The sequence below is a fragment of the Streptomyces sp. ADI95-17 genome, assembly GCF_003846175.1.
Lineage (GTDB): Bacteria > Actinomycetota > Actinomycetes > Streptomycetales > Streptomycetaceae > Streptomyces > Streptomyces sanglieri.
In genome coordinates this window covers 578,040-595,455 of record NZ_ML123045.1, presented here as the reverse complement: position 1 = coordinate 595,455, position 17,416 = coordinate 578,040, and the positions used below count along the sequence as shown (strand labels likewise).

Genomic DNA, 17,416 nt, shown 5'->3' with positions numbered 1-17,416 from the left:
TCAGGCGCTGATCGGGTCGTGGCAGGTGACCAGCTTCGTCCCGTCGACGAAGGCCGTCTCGACCTGGAGGACGGTGAGCATCTCCCGTACGCCGGGCATCACGTCGTCGCCCTTGACGACCCTGCGGCCCAGCTCCATGCATTCGGCGACGGTGTGGCCGTCGCGGGCGGCCTCCAGGACGGCCTCGGTGATCAGGGCGGCGGCTTCGCTGTAGTTGAGCTTGGTTCCCCGGTCGCGGCGGCGGCGGGCCAGGTCCGCGACCACGTAGACATGGAGTTTGTCGATTTCCCGCGGTGCGAGGTTCATGACGTCACGTCTGCTTTCTCGAAGATGCGTGTCCGAAGGAGAGCCCGGGGCGGTCCAGAGCCGGACCGGCCGCCAGGAAGAGCCAGGTCGTCACGGTGAACGGCCAGGTGAAGGGGGTTGTGCCGGACGGCTGGGCGAAGGCTTCCCAGGCGGCGGCGAAGGGGACCGAGGCGACGGCGGCGAGTACCGCGTAACCGGCGGTCCACACAGTGGGGGTCAGGAACACGGCGCCCAGCGCGATGGCGCAGAGCACCGCGTTGTAGCCGTACAGCCCGTCGGCGATCGAGGCGGCGGGCAGCCCGGCCGCGCAGGCCGTCACGAGCGCCACGGCGCTGGCCCCCACCGCCGCGAGCGCCACGGTCCGGGAGGCGACAAGGAGCCCGGCGAGCACGATCAGGCCCGCGTACCACGTGTCCAGGAAGAAGATCTGGCCGATGTTGGCGCAGAGCGCCCGCCCCGCTTCGGCGGCCGTCAGCTCCGTGAACCCCGGCACCCGCGCGGTCGCGCCGACGGCGACCGGGCCCTTCGACAGGGCGACCGTCAGGGCACTGACGACCAGACAGTAGGGGGCCGTGAGCACGGGCAGCCCGAGGGGGGTGAGCAGGCGGCCCACCGCCCCGCTCAGCACGGCGCAGACCGCCGCCGCGAGCACGACCAGCACGGCCGTCCGCCACGAGGCGCCGAGCCGGATCACCAGGGCGATGCCGGTCAGGCACCCGCAGTAGCCCTGAAGCCCCTGCTCCACGCCCTTCCGGTCGGCCCCGAGCAGGACCGCCGCCCCGGTGGACGCGGCGGTCCCGAGCAGCCCGAACACCCCGAGCCGCCACCCGCCGACGAACAGCGCGACCGCGAACAGCAGCCCGGACCACGGGCTGCCGACGAGCACCACCTGCGCGATCCCGCGCAGCTGCACCGCCCCGGCCCGTGGAACCGCCCGGCCCCGGGGAAATACCCGGCCCCGTATCCGCACCGCCTGTTCTGCTGCGGGCACGTCTTCTCCTTTGAGACATGGCGAACGAGGGCACACCGAATACATCCACATCGCCGCATTCGAGAGATGTGGATCTTGGTCAACAATCCGTTGAGACCGTACGCCCGGCAGCGGCACAAAGGCATCGGCGAGATGCGAACACGAGGCGCGACATTCGATCAACTCTCAGCGATAGCCCCAGCTCAACACGCCACCAGACCGCGCCGACAGTCCCCCCGAACCCCCTCCGCGGCGAAATCCTTAGCCAGGTGTTGAACATTCCACATCCACCTTTTGACCGAAAGGAAACTCCACGAAAGCACCCCACCCCACACAACTACATGCGTCATGCACACATAAAATTCAACAAGAAAATTAGGTTAAATTCCGGCACAAGGGAGCCGACCCGGCACTCCCCACAGAAAGCCGGCGTACGCTACGCCCCCCTGCGGGGGACAGAGGCCGTGCGTGAGTGGTTCGTGAGTGAATGGGGGCATGCTCCTCGACTTCACCCATGACCACGGCGGCGAACGGCTCAGCGGTGTGCACGGCGGTGAGCCGTCCGGGACCACCGCCGTGCTGCTGCACGGAGCGGGCACCGGCAGCAAGGAGCGACTGCTGCCGCTGGTGCGGGAGTTCGTGGCCCACGGCTGCCGCACGATCGCCTTCGACTTCTCCGGGCACGGCGAAAGCACCGGACGGCTCGGCGAGTTGAGCCTACGGCGACGGTTCGAGCAGGCCGTGGCGGTGATCGAGGCGTACGCGGGGGCGGACGGGCCGCTGGTCCTGGTGGGGTTCAGCATGAGCGGGCAGACGGTGGCCGATCTCGCCCGGCACTACGGGGACCGCGTGGCGGCGCTGGGACTGTGCGCGCCCGCCGTGTACGCCGCCGAGGCGTGGGACGAGCCCTTCGGGGACGGGAACGGCCGGTTCAGCGGAATCATCCGGCGGCCGGACAGCTGGCGGGAGGCACCCGCGCTCGACGCGCTGCGGGCGTACGAGGGCCGGGCCGTGCTCGCCGTGCCGGGCACGGACGCGGTGATCCCGCCGGCGGTGACCGAGGCCGTACAGGAAGCGCTGGCCGCGCGCGCCCAGTACACACGGCTCGACCTGCCGGACGCATCGCACCGACTGGGCCTGTGGCTCGGCGACCACGGCGACGACCGGCGGGAGTTCGTGGCGGCGGTGCTGACCGGGCTCGACAACCGGGGCTGGACGGCGACGCGCGCGTGGGTGGCCAAGCAGATCGGCCCCGGCCGCTCGGTCGCCGGCTCCCGTCTCCTGGCCGGCGGCTGGAGCTCCCAGATGCGCCGGCTCACCCTCGACGACGGCACGGACCTGGTGCAACGCACCTTCGTGAAGCCCTTCTTCCGCCACCACGGGTCCGGGCTGCTGAACCGCGAGGCGTCCGTCCTGGCGCTGCTCGCCGAACAGGACTCCGTCCCCGCGCCCGGTCTCGTCGCCGTGGACGCCACCGCCGAACACTGCGACCACCCGACCCTGTTGATGTCCGCGCTGCCGGGCCGCGTCCGCGTCGACGGGGACGACCTCGACCGACGCCTGGACCTGCTCGCGGCCCAACTCGTCCGCGTCCACGGCGTCGTACCGGCCGAAAGGCCGCGCACCTGCCAGGCATGGACGTCCCCGGAACGCGTCCGCACCCCGGACGGACCCCTGTGGGAGCGGGCCGTGGACGTGATCCGCCGCGACCCGCCACCGTACGAAGGCCGCTTCCTGCACCGCGACTTCCACCCCGGGAACGTGCTCTTCGCGGGCACCGGGCCCGAGCTGCGGATCACCGGTGTCGTGGACTGGGTCGAGACCTCGTGGGGCCCGGCCGACCTGGACGTGGCGCACTGCTCGACCGCGCTCGCCCTGCTGCACGGACCGGCGTACGGGCTGGACTTCCGCGACCGGTACGAGGCACGGGGCGGCCACGGCCTCGCCACCGGCCCCGACCACCTGTACTGGCGGCTGCTCGACGCCCTGCACTACTGCCCCGACGCGGCGAAACTGGCCGGACCGTGGCGCGAGCTGGGGCGGGACGATCTGACGCCCGAGGTACTGGGGGAACGACTGGAGGCGTACGTGGCCGGACTGCTGCGCCGGTACGCCTGAGCCGGCGGGAGCACGGCGTAGCCGCACCGCCCCACGCACCGGAGGCCCTGGCGTGGGCCTCGGGCGAGGACCGCACCTGCGGGGATCCTCACCCTGCGACAACCGCCGCCTACTCCTCCGGTGGGAAAACGACCTCTCCCGAGTCGGTCAGTGTGATCGTGATCGCCTCGACCGGGCACCCCTCCGCCGCCGCGAGGACCCTCTCGTCGGCGTCGGTCTCCGGGGCCGACGGGCGGGACTGGCGGGCGGTGTCCAGGGCGAAGGCGCCCGGCGCGTGGTTCACACACATCCCGGAGCCGATGCAGACCCCTCGGTCGACCTCGACGGCCCAGCGGTCGCCCATCACGCCCCCTCGTATCCGGCCGGCAGGTGGATCATCTTGTGCTCGAAGTACTCGCCGTATCCCTCGGGCCCGAACTCCCGGCCCAGGCCGGAGTTCTTGTACCCGCCGAACGGGCCGAGCATGTCGAGGCTGAAGGTGTTCACGCTGTACGTGCCCGTCCTGACCCGGCGGGCGATGTCGATGCCGCGCTCGGTGTCGGCGGTCCAGACGCTGCCGCTAAGCCCGTAGTCGGAGTCGTTGGCGATCCGTACGGCCTCGTCCTCGTCTCCGTACGGCAGCAGGCAGATGACGGGGCCGAAGATTTCCTCGCGGGCGATCCGCATCGAGTTGTCGACGTCGCCGAAGAGGGTCGGCTCGACGTACCAGCCCCGTTCCTGGGACGCCGGGCGGCCGCCGCCGGTGAGGATCTTGGCGCCCTCGTCCTGCCCGATCCGGATGTAGTCGAGCGAGCGCCGCTGCTGGCGCTGTGCGACCAGGGGGCCGAGTTCGGTGGCCGGGTCGAGCGGGTCGCCGACCTTCAGCGCGGACGCCGCGGCAGCGAACGCCTCGGCCGTCTCGTCGTAGCGGGAGCGCGGGACGAGGATGCGGGTCTGGGCCACGCACGCCTGGCCGTTGATCATCCAGGCGAAGGGGACGATGCCCGCGACGGCGGCGTCCAGATCGGCGTCGGGAAGGATCACGGCGGCGGACTTGCCGCCCAACTCCAGTGTGACGCGGGTGAGGTTGCGGGAGGCGACCTCCATCACCCGGCGCCCGGCGGCCACCGACCCGGTGAACGACACCTTGTCGACGCCGGGGTGCCCGACCAGGTACTCACTGACCTCGCGGTCGGCCGGAAGGATGGAGAGCACGCCCTCCGGCAGCCCGGCGTCGGCGGCGATCTCGGCCAGGATGTAGGCGTCCAGCGGGGATTCGGGCGAGACCTTGAGCACGGCGGAGCAGCCCGCCAGCAGCGCGGGCGCGAGCTTGGCGGCGGCGGTGAACTGCGGAACGTTCCACGGCACCACGGCCGCGACCACTCCGACCGGCTCCCGCCGCACCAGCAACGGCCCGAGCGCCCCGGTCCGCCGCTCCTCGTACGCGAAGTCGCGGGCCACGGTGATCGCCGAGTCCCACACCATCATCGCGGCGAGCGCCTGCACCATGACGCTCGACGTGTACGGGGTGCCGTTCTCCGAGCTGATGACCCGGGCGATCTCCTCGTACCGGACGGCGAACGCGTCCTTGATCCTGGTCACCGCCGCGATCCGCTCGTCCAGGCTCATCCGGGGCCAGGGCCCCTCGTCGAACGCCCGCCGCCCGGCGGCGACGGCCGCGTCCACATCCGCCCGGGAGGCGTGCGGCACCCGGCCGATGACCTGCTCGGTGTGGGGCGAGACGACCTCGATCACTTCCCGGCCCAGCGGATCGGCCAACTCCCCGCCGATGAAAAGTTTTCCGTGTTCGACAAGCTCGGTCATGGCTACTGCCTCCCGCGAACCGGTGCGTACCCGACTCAACATCTGACTCCGTGTCAGAACTGATACCAGTTCCAGTTCCAGTAGTCCACGACTGCGGCAGCGCCTTCCGGCACCACGCGGGCACCCGAACCCGGTCCTGCGACAGCACTCCGAAACGAGATGGTCGACCGGGGCTACTACTGGAACAAGTTCTCGTTACAGTGGGGGCGACGCACCGGAGCCGCGAAGCCGTACGCCGTCCAGAGAGATGGGGACCTCATGACGCAGGTGACCGACCACGGCGGGGGCGTGCACAGCATCAAGGTGCCCATCCCGGACAATCCGCTCGGCCACACCCTCGTACACGTCCTGGACACCGATCGAGGTCCGGTGCTGATCGACACCGGGTGGGACGATCCCGAGGCCTGGGACACGCTCGGGGCCGGGCTCGCCGCCGTCGGTACGGAGATGGCCGACATCCACGGTGTGGTCATCACCCACCACCACCCCGACCACCACGGGCTCTCCGGGCAGGTGCGCGAGGCCTCCGGGGCCTGGATCGCCATGCATGCGGCGGACACCGCGATCGTGCGCCGTACCCGGGAGTCCGAACCCGGCAGGTGGCTGACGTATCTCGCGGCCAAGCTCACCGCGGTCGGAGCACCCGAGGAGCACCTCGCGCCGTTGCGGGCCGCCGCGGCCGGCCGGAGCCGGACGCGCACCCTGCCGGGGCTGCGGGCCGCGCTCCCGGACCGGGAGATCGTGCCGGGCGAGCTGCTGGACCTGGCGGGGCGCAGGCTGCGGGCGATCTGGACACCGGGGCACACGCCCGGGCATGTGTGCCTGCACCTGGAGGAGGAGCACCCGGGCAATCTGCCGGGGCGGGGACGGCTCTTCTCGGGGGACCATCTGCTGCCGGGGATCAGTCCGCACATCGGGCTGTACGAGGACCCGGACGACGCCACGGCCACCGACCCCCTCGGCGACTACCTCGACTCGCTGGAGCGGATCGGCAGGCTCGGGGCCGCCGAGGTACTGCCCGCCCACCAGTACGCCTTCACCGATGCGGCGGGGCGCGTGCGGGAACTCCTCGGGCATCACGAGGAGCGGCTGACCGGGCTGCTCGGGCTGCTGGCGGAGCCGCTGACGCCGTGGGAGCTGGCCGAGCGGATGGAGTGGAACCGGCCCTGGGAGCAGATCCCGCACGGCTCCCGGAACATCGCCGTCTCGGAGGCGGAGGCGCATCTGCGGCGGCTGGTGAAGCTCGGGCGCGCGGAGGCGGTGCCGGGGAGCGAGCCTGTGACGTACATCGCGGTGTGACCGGGTGGCGTACGTCGCGGTGTGAGTGGTGGCGTACGCAGCGGCGTGACCCGGTGGCGTACGTCGCGGTGTGGGTGGTGGGGCGGTCATCGCGGCGTGAGCGGTGGGGTGGGTGTGGTGACGCGCACGTGAGTAGTGACACGTACGGGGCGCTCCTCCCGGCCCGGAGTCCGGCCGGTGCCGCCCGGTAGAGTGTGCGGGTCGTCATCATGCCCGTTCAGGGGGAAGCCGGTGCGAATCCGGCACTGACCACGCAGCCGTGAACCGTCTTCGCAGGCGGTGAGTCGGAATGCCCTGTCCGCGGTCGTGACCGGCTCGGACCACCGGATCCCCCGGTGGTCGGCACCGTCGAGGTACACGGGGCCGGAGCCTGGTGCCTGAGCGTGCCTGTGCCCGGTTCACCCCGCAGGAGAGGCACCGCCCGCCATGACCGTACGTCGCAGCGCAGCAACGCTCGCCGCCACCGCCGCCGTGCTCTGCGCGGCCGCTGCGCCGGTCGCGGTGGCAGCGCCGTCCCCCTCGCCCTCGCCGTCCGTCGCACTGCCGTCCGGGCTGTACGGCACGAAGGACCCCACCTACGACGGGGTGTGGCGGCAGTCGCTGGCCTTCCTCGCGCAGCGGCTCGAAGGGGTCACCCCGGCCGCGAAGTCGGTGGACTGGCTGATCGGCCAGCAGTGCGCCGACGGCTCCTACGCCGCGTACCGGCCCGATACCACCAAGCCGTGCGACGCCAAGACGGTGCGGGACACCAATGCCACCGCGGCCGCCACCCAGGCGCTGGTCGAGGTCGGCGGGCACCGCGAGACCGTGAACAACTCGGTGCGCTGGCTGAAGTCCGTACAGAACGAGGACGGCGGCTGGGGCTACACCGCGGGTGCGCCCAGCGACGCCAACTCCACCTCCCTGGTGATCGGCGCCCTCGCCCGTCAGGGTCAGCGGCTCGCGGACATCACGACCCCCGGCGGCAAGACCCCCTACGACCCGCTGCTCGCCCTCGCCATCCCGTGCGGCGGCAAGGACGGCGGCGCCTTCGCCTACCAGCCCGACAAGAAGGGCAAGCTCGCCGCGAACGCCGACGCCACCGCGGCCGCCGTGCTCGGCACGATGGGCAAGGCCTTGGCCGTCGGGAACAACGCCGCGGGCAAGGCGCCCACCTGCCGGTCCGGTTCCGGGCTCACGCCCGAGCAGGCCGCCCAGAACGGCGCCCACTACCTCACCGGCGCCCTCGCCGGCAGCGGCCACCTGGACCTGGCGCCGATGCCCGGTGCCACCGACACCACCCCGCAGCCCGACTTCGGCAACACCGCGGACGCGGTCGTCGCGCTCTCCGCGGCCGGCCACCAGGACAAGGCGGCCGAAGCCGTCGACTGGCTGAAGAAGAACTCCGCGGACTGGGCCGGCCAGAACGGCCCCGCCGCCTACGCCCAGCTGGTCCTGGCCGCCCACGCGACCGGCAACAACGCCCGGGACTTCGGCGGCGTCGACCTGGTCGCCCGGCTCAACGCGGCCGGCCCCGAGCCCGCCTCCGTCGTGACGCCCGACCCGTCCGCCGACACCGGGTACGAGGCCACGGAGAAGGACCAGGTCCACAGCGGCGACGACGTGATCGGGGGCGTGTGGTGGTACATCGGCATCGGCCTCGTCCTCGCCGCGATCGCGTTCTTCCTGATCAGCGGTCGCCGGAAGAACAGGCAGCCGTGAGGCGCGCGGGACGGACCACCGCGCTGCTGGTGGTCCTGGGCGCGGTCCTGGCCGTGCTCGGCGCGGGACCTGCCCAGGCGGCCGGGTACCGGTACTGGTCGTTCTGGGAGGGCTCCGGCTCCGGCTGGACGTACGCCACCCAGGGCCCGTCGCTGGTCCGGCCGGACGACGGGGCGGTGCAGGGCTTCCGGTTCTCGGTCAGCGAGGACTCCCAGGACTCGGCGAAGCCGCGCCGCGCCCCGGAGTTCACGAAGATCTGCGCGGACACCCCGGCCAAGGACGGCACCAAGCGGATCGCGCTCGTCATCGACCCGGGCACGGCGGCGGACGCCCCGGCCGGTGAGACACCGCCCGCGCCGCGCACCGCGTGCGCACGGGTCGGACCGGACGCGAGCGCCGCGGAGGCGCTCGCCTCGGTGGCGAAGCCGCTGCGTTACAGCAGCGACGCGATGCTCTGCGCCATCGCCGGCTACCCGGGCTCGGGCTGCGGCGAACAGGTCTCCGGCGACGGGAGCGGGAGCGGGAACGGCAATGGCACGCCCGGCGCTTCCGCCTCCGTTTCCGCGTCACCGGCCGGGTCCGCGGCCTCCAGCGCCTCGGGCGGTTCCGGCGGCGGCCCGTCCGCCGGGGTGCTCGTCGGGGTCGGCGCCGTGCTCCTCCTCGGCATCGCCGCGGTCGTGCAGGCCCGCCGCCGCCGCGGATGACCGCCTCGACCAGCGCTCCGGCCGGCCGCACGCCCCTGGCTCGCCGCCGTGCGCTGCGCGCGCCCGCGGCGAGCCGGAGCAACGCCCTGCCCGCCGGAGCCTGGTGGCTGTGGGCGCTCGGCCTGGCCACCGCCGCGTCCCGGACCACCAATCCGCTGCTGCTCGGGCTGCTGGTGGGGGTGGCCGGTTACGTCGTGGCCGCGCGCCGTACGGACGCGCCGTGGGCCCGTTCGTACGGGGCGTTCATCCGGATCGGGCTGTTCGTCGTCGCTGTGCGGCTGGTCTTCTCCGTCTTCCTCGGTTCGCCGATCCCCGGTACGCACACGGTGTTCACGCTCCCCGAGGTGCCGCTGCCCGACTGGGCGAAGGGGGTCAGGCTCGGTGGCCGGGTCACCGCCGAGCAGTTGGTCTTCGCGCTGTACGACGGGGCGAAGCTGGCCACCCTGCTGATCTGTATCGGTGCGGCGAACTCGCTCGCCAACCCGGCCCGGCTACTCAAGTCGCTGCCCGGCGCGCTGTACGAGGCGGGCGTCGCGGTCGTCGTCGCGATGACGTTCGCGCCGAACATGGTCGCCGATGTGATGCGGCTGCGCACCGCACGGCGGCTGCGGGGCCGTCCGACCGGTGGCATCAAGGCGGTCCTCCAGATCGGGCTGCCGGTCCTGGAGGGCGCGTTGGAGCGTTCGGTCGCGGTGGCCGCGTCGATGGACGCGCGCGGCTACGGGCGCACCGCCCAGGTCCCGCCCGCGGTCCGCCGCACCACGAACGTCCTCACGCTCGGCGGGCTGCTGGGGGTGTGCGCCGGTACGTACGGGCTGCTGGCCGCGCAGGGCGCGGTGTACGGGGTGCCGGTGCTGATCGCCGGGCTCGTCGCCGCCATGGCCGGGCTGCGGCTCGGCGGGGCCCGCTCGGTCCGTACCCGCTACCGGCCCGACCGGTGGGGTGTGCGGGCCTGGCTGGTGGCGGGTTCGGGCGTCGCGGTGGCGGTGGCGATGATCTGGGCGGGCGGTGCCTACGGGGAGGCGCTGCACCCGGGGGTCGTGCCGCTGACCGCGCCGGTGCTTCCGCTGTGGCCCGCGGCGGCGGTGCTGATCGGGCTGCTGCCCGCGGTGGTGGCGCCGGTGCCGCCGCCGGTGGGTACGCCGGCGAATGCCGCGCCGGTGGGTGCCGCGCCGGTGGGTGCCGCGCCGGTGGGTGCCGCGCCGGTGGGTGCCGCGCCGGTGGGTGCGCCGAATTCCAAGGAGATCCAGTGATCCGGTTCGAGCAGGTCTCGGTGCGTTACGAGGGGGCCGAGCGCCCCACCCTGTCGGGGGTCGATCTGACCGTCCCCGAGGGCGAGTTGGTGCTGCTCGTCGGCCCGTCCGGGGTCGGCAAGTCGACACTGCTGGGTGCCGTTTCCGGTCTGGTGCCGCATTTCACCGGCGGCACGCTGAGCGGCCGGGTCACGGTCGACGGCCGCGACACCCGTACCCACAAGCCGCGCGAACTCGCCGATCTGGTCGGCACGGTGGGCCAGGACCCGCTCTCCCACTTCGTCACCGACACGGTCGAGGACGAGCTGGCGTACGGCATGGAGTCGCTGGGACTGGCCCCCGACGTGATGCGGCGGCGGGTCGAGGAGACCCTGGACCTGCTGGGACTGGCCGAGCTGCGCGACCGGCCGATCGCCACGCTCTCCGGCGGCCAGCAGCAGCGGGTCGCGATCGGTTCCGTCCTCACCCCGCACCCGAAGGTCCTGGTCCTCGACGAGCCGACGTCCGCCCTGGACCCGGCGGCGGCCGAGGACGTCCTCGCCGTGCTGCAACGGCTGGTGCACGACCTGGGTACGACGGTCCTGATGGCGGAGCACCGGCTGGAGCGGGTGGTGCAGTACGCGGACCGGGTCGTCCTGCTGCCGTCGCCGGGCGCCGCCCCGGTCATGGGCGCGCCCGCGGACATCATGGCCGTCTCCCCGGTCCGCCCGCCGGTCGTCGCGCTGGGCCGGCTGGCGGGGTGGGAACCGCTGCCGCTCTCGGTCCGCGATGCCCGGCGCCGGGCGGCGGACCTGCGTGAACGGCTCGCCTCCGTGCAGCCGCCCGCCCCGGAGCCGCTGACCGCTCCCCCGCTCGCACCCGTCGCCCCCTCCCCCGTGCGGCGCGGCGTCCTGGACCGGCTGCTGGGCCGCGGCGCTCGGACCGCCGCCGAGCCCGAACCGGCCGCCGATGCCACGGCCCGGGTCGAGCGGCTCGGCGTACGGCGCGGGCGCGTCGAGGCGCTGCGCCGGGTGACGCTGACCGTCGCCCCGGGCGAGACCGTCGCCCTGATGGGCCGCAACGGCGCGGGCAAGTCCACCCTGCTGGCCACCCTCGTCGGCATGGTCGAGCCCACCTCCGGCACCGTCCTCGTCGGCGGCCGGACCCCGCACCGCACCCAGCCGCGCGAGATGGTGCGCCGGGTCGGGCTCGTACCGCAGGAACCGCGCGATCTGCTGTACGCGGACAGCGTCGCCGCCGAGTGCGCCGCGGCGGACAGCGACGCGGGCGCCGCCCCCGGCAGCTGCCGGGCCCTGGTCTCCGAGCTGCTGCCCGATGTGCCGGACGACACCCATCCGCGCGATCTCTCCGAGGGCCAGCGCCTCGCCCTCGCCCTGGCGGTCGTGCTCACCGCGCGGCCCCCGCTGCTGCTCCTGGACGAGCCGACCCGCGGCCTGGACTACGCGGCGAAGGCCCGGCTGGTCACGGTGCTCGGCGGCCTCGCGGCCCGGGGGCATGCGATCGTCCTGGCCACGCACGATGTGGAACTCGCGGCGGAACTGGCGCACCGGGTGGTGATCCTCGCCGACGGGGAGGTCGTCGCGGACGGCGAGACCCGGCAGGTGGTGGTCTCGTCCCCGGCGTTCGCCCCGCAGACCTCGAAGATCCTCGCCCCGCAGAAATGGCTGACCGTGGCGCAGGTGCGCGCCGCGCTGGGAGACCCGTCGTGAGCGGGCGCCGGGTGCGGGCGGTACGGCTCGGGCCGCGGGCGATCGCCGCGCTCGTCCTCATCAGCGTGATCGGGGTGGCCGCGTTCGGCTGGCCGCTGCTGGCCGGTCCCGGCTCCGGTCTGGCGCACTCCCAGGACGCACCGTGGCTGTTCGCCACGCTGCTGCCGCTGCTGGTCGGGGTGGTCGTGGCGACGATCGCGGACGACGGCCTCGACGCGAAGGCGGTCGCCATGCTGGGGGTGCTGGCCGCGGTCGGTGCCGCGCTGCGGCCGCTGGGGGCGGGTACGGCGGGGCTGGAGCCGATGTTCTTCCTGATGGTGCTGAGCGGCCGGGTGCTCGGGCCCGGCTTCGGCTTCGTGCTCGGCTCGGTGACCATGTTCGCATCCGCACTGCTCACCGGCGGGGTCGGGCCGTGGATGCCGTTCCAGATGCTGTCGATGGGCTGGTTCGCGATGGGCGCGGGCCTGCTGCCGGGCCCTGACCGGCTGCGCGGGCGGGCCGAGTCGCTGATGCTCGCGGGCTACGGGTTCGTGGCGTCGTTCGCGTACGGCACGGTGATGAACCTGTACGGGTGGACGATCGTGCCCCCGGCCGGCTCGGGGGTCTCCTTCCACGCGGGCGATCCGCTGACGGACAACCTGGTCCGCTTCCTCGCCTACTGTCTGGCCACCTCGCTCGGCTGGGACCTGGGCCGGGCGGTGCTCACCGCGGTGCTGACCCTGGCCGTCGGTCCGGCGCTGCTGAAGGCGCTGCGCCGGGCCACCCGCCGCGCCGCCTTCGAGGCCCAGGTCACATTCGACGCTCCTCGCGAGTGAGGGCTCCCACAGGACCTTGGTCCTCCACGACGCGGGATAGTAGCCGCGCTCCCGGGCGTACGGCCCGCTGAGCGGCGCCGCGGAGCTGCGGCGACGCGGCGGGGTCGGCCGGGGCGGTCCGGGTCCTCCGGCTCCGGGTACGAGGCGGGCTCGTACCAGGGGTCGTTGCCATGGCTGAACGCCGCCGCTATCACTGGATGAGTCGCCGAGCACCGCTGGGTCCGCCGAACCGGACCGCGGTCGACGAAGCCCGGTCCACCCGCACGACCGCACCATCCGGACCGGCAGGCGACTCCCCCGTACCCGACGTTAGGTCTGTCTGTGTCGTTCGCCCGTAACATCCTCGCCAAGCCCCGCACCGCCCGCCGCAAGTCCGCCGTCGCCGGCGCCGCCGTGCTCCTCGGCGCCACCGGCCTGGGCCTCGGCGTCACCCCGGCCATGGCCGCACCGGCCGCAGCGCCGACGTCCGTCGCGGGGAGCGCGCAGGCCACGGCGAAGTCGATGATCGGCGACGCCGCGCAGTTCCAGTGCTTCAGCAACATCGTCCAGCACGAGAGCGGCTGGAACCACACCGCGACCAACGCCTCCTCCGGCGCCTACGGTCTCGTGCAGGCCCTGCCCGGCTCGAAGATGGCCTCGGCCGGCGCCGACTGGAAGACCAACCCCTCCACCCAGATCAAGTGGGGCATGGACTACATGAACTCCCGCTACGGCAGCCCGTGCGGCGCCTGGTCCTTCTGGCAGGCCAACCACTGGTACTGAGCCGGCCTCCGGCCCCGAGCCGGCCATCGGCACTGCGCCGAGCGCTCGTACGCAGGATCACGCGAAGGCCCCGGCCACCGGTCGGGGCCTTCGCCGCGCCCGGCCCCGTCACCTCCCCGTGTGAACAGGCACTTGATACGACTTGGCCGGTTCGTTCCCCCGTTAGTCCATCTAGGCGCATTTGGCTCGTCCATCCGTTCCCAGCGGCCACCGGCGCGTTGTCACTTCCGTGGAACCAAGAGAATTCTGGGAGCGGAACACCGTTCTAGCGGAAGCTTTCTGCGCCAGCGACGAACGCATGCGCCGGGCACAGGCGCTGCTGGACGAGACACAGGCGGAGCGAAGCCGAACGCTGGCCGCTTTCGCCGTCACGGTCGGCGACGACGGCTCGATCGCGGATCTGATGGGCCTCAACGAACGCGAGGTGCGATTAGCTCGACGCACCGTCGGCCGCAGTGACGCGCGGTCCCTCGCCGAACAGCTCCTCAACCGGACCCCGCCGGCGGGCGATTCGGCGGGGCCGCCCGCCGCCGCGCCGGAACACCCCCGGCCGCACCCGGCCGACGAGACCCCCGCCCCGCCGCCGGACGCGCCGAAGCCCGTCCCGGCGCAGTCACCGGCCGTGACCGTACCCCCGGCTCCGCCCCAGCCTCCCGCCCTGGCCACGTCCATGACCCTGGCCACAGCCACGACCACGGCCATGATCCCGTCACCGTCCCCGCCGGCCCAGGTGGACAACACCGTCGTCTGGTCGCCGAGCATGGACTCCGTACTGCTGTGGAGCTGGGAATCCGGCCTCGATCTGCAGACGGTGGCCGCCGAACTCGGCCTGGAGGTACGGGCACTGCTGATGCGCGTACAGGAACTCGCCAACGACGGGCTGCTCACGCTCGCGACCCCGGTCGCGGACGTCGGCCGGTCCGGGCGGCACCGCCGCCACCACGAAGAGGGATACGCGGCGCTGTTCAGCCCCACCGCCACCTTCCCCACCCACGTGCCGTACTGAGCACGCACGCACCCCGTCGCTGCGGCGACGCGGCCCCGGCCGGACGACCGGCCGGGGTCCCCCTGCCGTCCGGACTCCGCTCAACGCCGCGCGGCCACTGTGTCGAACCAGCGGACGATCTCCGGACCCGACTTCATGTACGTCGTGTTGTGGTCGGCCGGCCCCTGGTCGACGACAGGGGCGTCGACTCCCCGGCCGGCCAGATCGGCGGCGCAGTGAAGGGCGTTGGCGATCGGCACGTCGGTGTCACCGGACGAGGAGTACAGCCGTACCGGAACGTCCGGTTTCCAGGCGCAGTTGCCGTCCTGGGCGCGCGCCGCGTCCAGCAGACCGCCGCTGAGGTGCTGGAGCCGGCGGTAGTAGTCGTCGGTGAGCAGCTCCTTGAGCGTCGCGGGCAGCGCCGGGATGATCTCCTCCTCGGTGTGTTCGCTGTCGAAGAGGCCGTCGACGATGTCCGCGTACGGCTTCCGGAACGCCTCGGAGGGGTCCTTGTAGAGCGGGTGCAGTCTGCTCTGCGCGGTGAGGTAGTACGACATGTAGAAGACGGCGCTGATGTCGTTGACCCGGCCGTCGAACAGGGCGGGCGTCTCCGCGTGTTCGATGTCGTAGGGGCCCGACACTGGGGCGAGCGCCCGGAGTTCGAAGTGCCGGTCCGCACCGTCGCCGAGTGCCTTGCCCAGGGCCATCGCGACCTGGCCGCCCTGGGAGAAGCCACTGGCGTACACATCGCCGGTGAGCGGCCGGCCCAGGCGCTGCGCGGCGGTACGCGCGGCCCGCAGCATGTCGAGGGAGGCGGTGACGGAGGACTTGGTGTCCATGTACGGGTGGCGCCCGGGCCCCTTGCCGAGGCCCAGGTAGTCGGGCGCGGCGACGGCGCGGCCGGCCGAGGCATGGAGGTAGGGGGCGAAGCGGCCGAAGTCCTCACCGGCGGAGGGTGCGTAGTCGCGGTGGGCCATGGTGCCGTGGGTGTCGGAGACCAGGTCGAGACGGTGCGGGCCGCCCTTGGGCAGGGCGAGGAGGCCGGTCGCGGTGGTGGGTGCACCCTGCGGGGTGACGGTGCGGTAGGTGAGGCGGTAGCCGCACAGTCCGTGGCGGACGGTGGCGGTGTCCATGCCGCCCGAGGCGAGGAACCGGGCGACTTCCGCGCGGTCGAGGTCGGCCACGGGGGTGATGCTCAGCAGGGTTCCTCTGCCGTGCGCGGTGCGCAGGTCCGGCGTCCGGGCGGGCTGTTGTGCCGCCGGCTGCCGGCCGGTGGGCTGTTGGGCGGCAGACTGCCGGGTGGTGGGCTGCTGGGCCACGGCCGGTGCGACGCCGAGGGCGGCGAGGACCATCGCCGCGGCGGCCGCCGTCGTCCGGCGGGCGATGCGCCGCCGCCTGCCCGAAGTCGCGTATCCCGTACGGCTGTTGTCGTTGCTCATGGCCGTGACGCTATGCGGCGGCGCGGCGCCGTGACATCGGCGTGGGCCCCCGGCCCGGGGTGCACCTGGCGACACCCCGGGCCGGGGGCCCGCCCTCCGGAGCCCCGGTGCGACGCCCGTTTCAGAGCCGCTGGATGATCGTCCCGGTCGCCAGCGCACCGCCGGCGCACATCGTGATGAGCGCGAACTCCTTGTCCCGGCGCTCCAGTTCGTGCAGCGCCGTGGTGATCAGCCGGGCCCCGGTGGAGCCCACCGGGTGGCCGAGCGCGATGGCGCCGCCGTTGACGTTGACCTTCTCCAGGTCCTGCTCGAAGACCTGGGCCCAGCTGAGCACCACGGACGCGAAGGCCTCGTTGATCTCGACGATGTCGATGTCCTTGAGCGACATCCCGGCCTTCCCGAGTACCGCGCGGGTCGCGTCGATCGGCCCGTCCAGGTGGAAGTGCGGGTCGGAGCCGACCAGGGCCTGGGCGACGATCCGGGCACGCGGCTTGAGCTTGAGGGCGCGCGCCATCCGCTTGGAGGCCCACATGATCGCGCAGGCGCCGTCGGATATCTGCGAGGAGTTGCCCGCGGTGTGGATGGCGGTGGGCATGACCGGCTTGAGCCGGCCGAGCCCCTCCATGGTGGTGTCGCGCAGCCCTTCGTCCCGGTCGACCAGGCGCCACATGCCCTGCCCGGCCGCCTGCTCCTCCTCGGTGGTCGGCACCTGGACGGCGTACGTCTCCCGTTTGAACCGTTCCTCGGCCCAGGCGACGGCGGCCCGTTCCTGCGAGATCAGCCCGAGCGAGTCGACGTTCTCCCGGGTCAGTCCGCGCTTGCGGGCGATGCGCTCGGCGGCCTCGAACTGGTTGGGCAGGTCCACGTTCCACTCGTCGGGCCAGGGCTTGCCCGGTCCGTGCTTGGAACCGCTGCCCAGCGGCACCCGTGACATGGCCTCGACGCCGCAGCTGATGCCGACGTCGATGACTCCGGCCGCGATCATGTTGGCCACCATGTGGGAGGCCTGCTGCGAGGAACCGCACTGGCAGTCCACGGTGGTGGCGGCGGTCTCGTACGGCAGGCCCACGGCGAGCCAGGCGTTGCGGGCCGGGTTCATGGACTGTTCGCCGGCGTGGGTGACGGTGCCGCCGACGATCTGTTCGACGCAGTCGGCGTGGATGCCGGTGCGGCCGAGGAGTTCTCGGTAGGTCTCGCCCAGCAGGTAGCCGGGATGCAGATTGGCGAGCGCGCCTGAGCGCTTGCCGATGGGGGTGCGTACGGCTTCGACGATGACGGGTTCCGCGGCCATGAGCTCGTCCTCTCCTCGCACATCCGCAGGGGCGTCCCGGCGCCCACGGATGGAACTAGTACGCGTTCTAGTTCTGCAAGCAGTCTTATGAGCCTTACCCCCGGTACGCAAGAGTGCTGCACGCACCTTGCGCCCGCTTCATACCGACCCCACCCACTCTTCACGCAACAGAACGGACCGCCTCTCTTGCCAGTTGTAGAACTCGTTACTACCTTTCCGTCAACTTCTGATGGGTCGTCAGGCAACGTCCGGGCGGCCCTC

At 72.7% G+C, this 17,416-nt stretch carries 15 protein-coding genes and 1 riboswitch; of the genes, 9 read left to right on the top strand and 6 right to left on the bottom strand.

Annotated elements, in window-relative coordinates; translation table 11 throughout:
• On the bottom strand, positions 1-306 hold the full coding sequence (locus EES42_RS10760; protein ID WP_124717902.1) for an urease subunit gamma: 306 nt from the start codon (positions 304-306) through the stop codon (positions 1-3).
• Positions 307-310: 4 nt separating this feature from the next.
• Positions 311-1,297 carry an urea transporter gene (locus EES42_RS10755; RefSeq protein WP_164495216.1) on the bottom strand — a complete coding sequence of 329 codons (987 nt, stop codon included), beginning with the start codon at positions 1,295-1,297 and terminating at the stop codon, positions 311-313.
• Between the two features lie 474 nt (positions 1,298-1,771).
• Between EES42_RS10755 and EES42_RS10750 the strand changes: the two genes are divergently transcribed.
• Positions 1,772-3,394, top strand: coding sequence for an alpha/beta fold hydrolase (locus EES42_RS10750; protein WP_124717900.1), 1,623 nt, complete (start codon positions 1,772-1,774; stop codon positions 3,392-3,394).
• A gap of 109 nt (positions 3,395-3,503) precedes the next feature.
• Here the strand turns inward: EES42_RS10750 and EES42_RS10745 are convergent, their stop codons facing one another.
• Both EES42_RS10745 and EES42_RS10740 read right to left on the bottom strand, forming a co-directional pair.
• Entirely contained in the window at positions 3,504-3,737 is a 234-nt protein-coding gene (locus tag EES42_RS10745; protein WP_124717899.1) for a ferredoxin, read from the bottom strand.
• Positions 3,737-5,197 carry an aldehyde dehydrogenase gene (locus EES42_RS10740; protein ID WP_124717898.1) on the bottom strand — a complete coding sequence of 487 codons (1,461 nt, stop codon included), beginning with the start codon at positions 5,195-5,197 and terminating at the stop codon, positions 3,737-3,739. The genes EES42_RS10745 and EES42_RS10740 overlap by 1 nt, the downstream gene beginning before the upstream one ends.
• Before the next feature lie 258 nt (positions 5,198-5,455).
• Between EES42_RS10740 and EES42_RS10735 the strand changes: the two genes are divergently transcribed.
• From EES42_RS10735 to EES42_RS10700, 8 genes are all read left to right on the top strand, one after another.
• Positions 5,456-6,496, top strand: coding sequence for an MBL fold metallo-hydrolase (locus tag EES42_RS10735; RefSeq protein ID WP_124717897.1), 1,041 nt, complete (start codon positions 5,456-5,458; stop codon positions 6,494-6,496).
• Positions 6,497-6,677: 181 nt separating this feature from the next.
• A riboswitch (cobalamin riboswitch) is annotated at positions 6,678-6,813 on the top strand.
• A gap of 109 nt (positions 6,814-6,922) precedes the next feature.
• The gene (locus EES42_RS10730) at positions 6,923-8,197 is read left to right on the top strand and encodes a prenyltransferase/squalene oxidase repeat-containing protein (protein ID WP_124717896.1); all 1,275 of its coding nucleotides are present in this window, start codon (positions 6,923-6,925) and stop codon (positions 8,195-8,197) included.
• Positions 8,194-8,901, top strand: coding sequence for an SCO2322 family protein (locus EES42_RS10725; protein ID WP_124717895.1), 708 nt, complete (start codon positions 8,194-8,196; stop codon positions 8,899-8,901). The genes EES42_RS10730 and EES42_RS10725 overlap by 4 nt, the downstream gene beginning before the upstream one ends.
• On the top strand, positions 8,898-10,154 hold the full coding sequence (locus EES42_RS10720) for an energy-coupling factor transporter transmembrane component T (RefSeq protein WP_241196352.1): 1,257 nt from the start codon (positions 8,898-8,900) through the stop codon (positions 10,152-10,154). Before EES42_RS10725 ends, EES42_RS10720 begins: the two co-directional genes overlap by 4 nt.
• Positions 10,151-11,863, top strand: a complete 1,713-nt coding sequence (locus EES42_RS10715; protein WP_124717894.1) for an ABC transporter ATP-binding protein — start codon at positions 10,151-10,153, stop codon at positions 11,861-11,863. Before EES42_RS10720 ends, EES42_RS10715 begins: the two co-directional genes overlap by 4 nt.
• Positions 11,815-12,678, top strand: a complete 864-nt coding sequence (locus EES42_RS10710) for an ECF transporter S component (protein WP_124717893.1) — start codon at positions 11,815-11,817, stop codon at positions 12,676-12,678. Before EES42_RS10715 ends, EES42_RS10710 begins: the two co-directional genes overlap by 49 nt.
• A 321-nt stretch (positions 12,679-12,999) precedes the next feature.
• Positions 13,000-13,440, top strand: coding sequence for an aggregation-promoting factor C-terminal-like domain-containing protein (locus EES42_RS10705; RefSeq protein ID WP_124717892.1), 441 nt, complete (start codon positions 13,000-13,002; stop codon positions 13,438-13,440).
• Positions 13,441-13,738: 298 nt separating this feature from the next.
• The gene (locus tag EES42_RS10700; RefSeq protein ID WP_124717891.1) at positions 13,739-14,446 is read left to right on the top strand and encodes a hypothetical protein; all 708 of its coding nucleotides are present in this window, start codon (positions 13,739-13,741) and stop codon (positions 14,444-14,446) included.
• An 80-nt stretch (positions 14,447-14,526) separates the two neighbouring features.
• On the opposite strand, the gene EES42_RS10695 is transcribed toward EES42_RS10700, so the two are convergent.
• Positions 14,527-15,864, bottom strand: a complete 1,338-nt coding sequence (locus EES42_RS10695) for an alpha/beta fold hydrolase (RefSeq protein ID WP_124717890.1) — start codon at positions 15,862-15,864, stop codon at positions 14,527-14,529.
• 121 nt (positions 15,865-15,985) lie between these two features.
• Complete coding sequence (locus tag EES42_RS10690; RefSeq protein WP_124717889.1) at positions 15,986-17,155, bottom strand: steroid 3-ketoacyl-CoA thiolase; 1,170 nt, start codon at positions 17,153-17,155, stop codon at positions 15,986-15,988.
• Between the last annotated feature and the right edge of the window lie 261 nt (positions 17,156-17,416).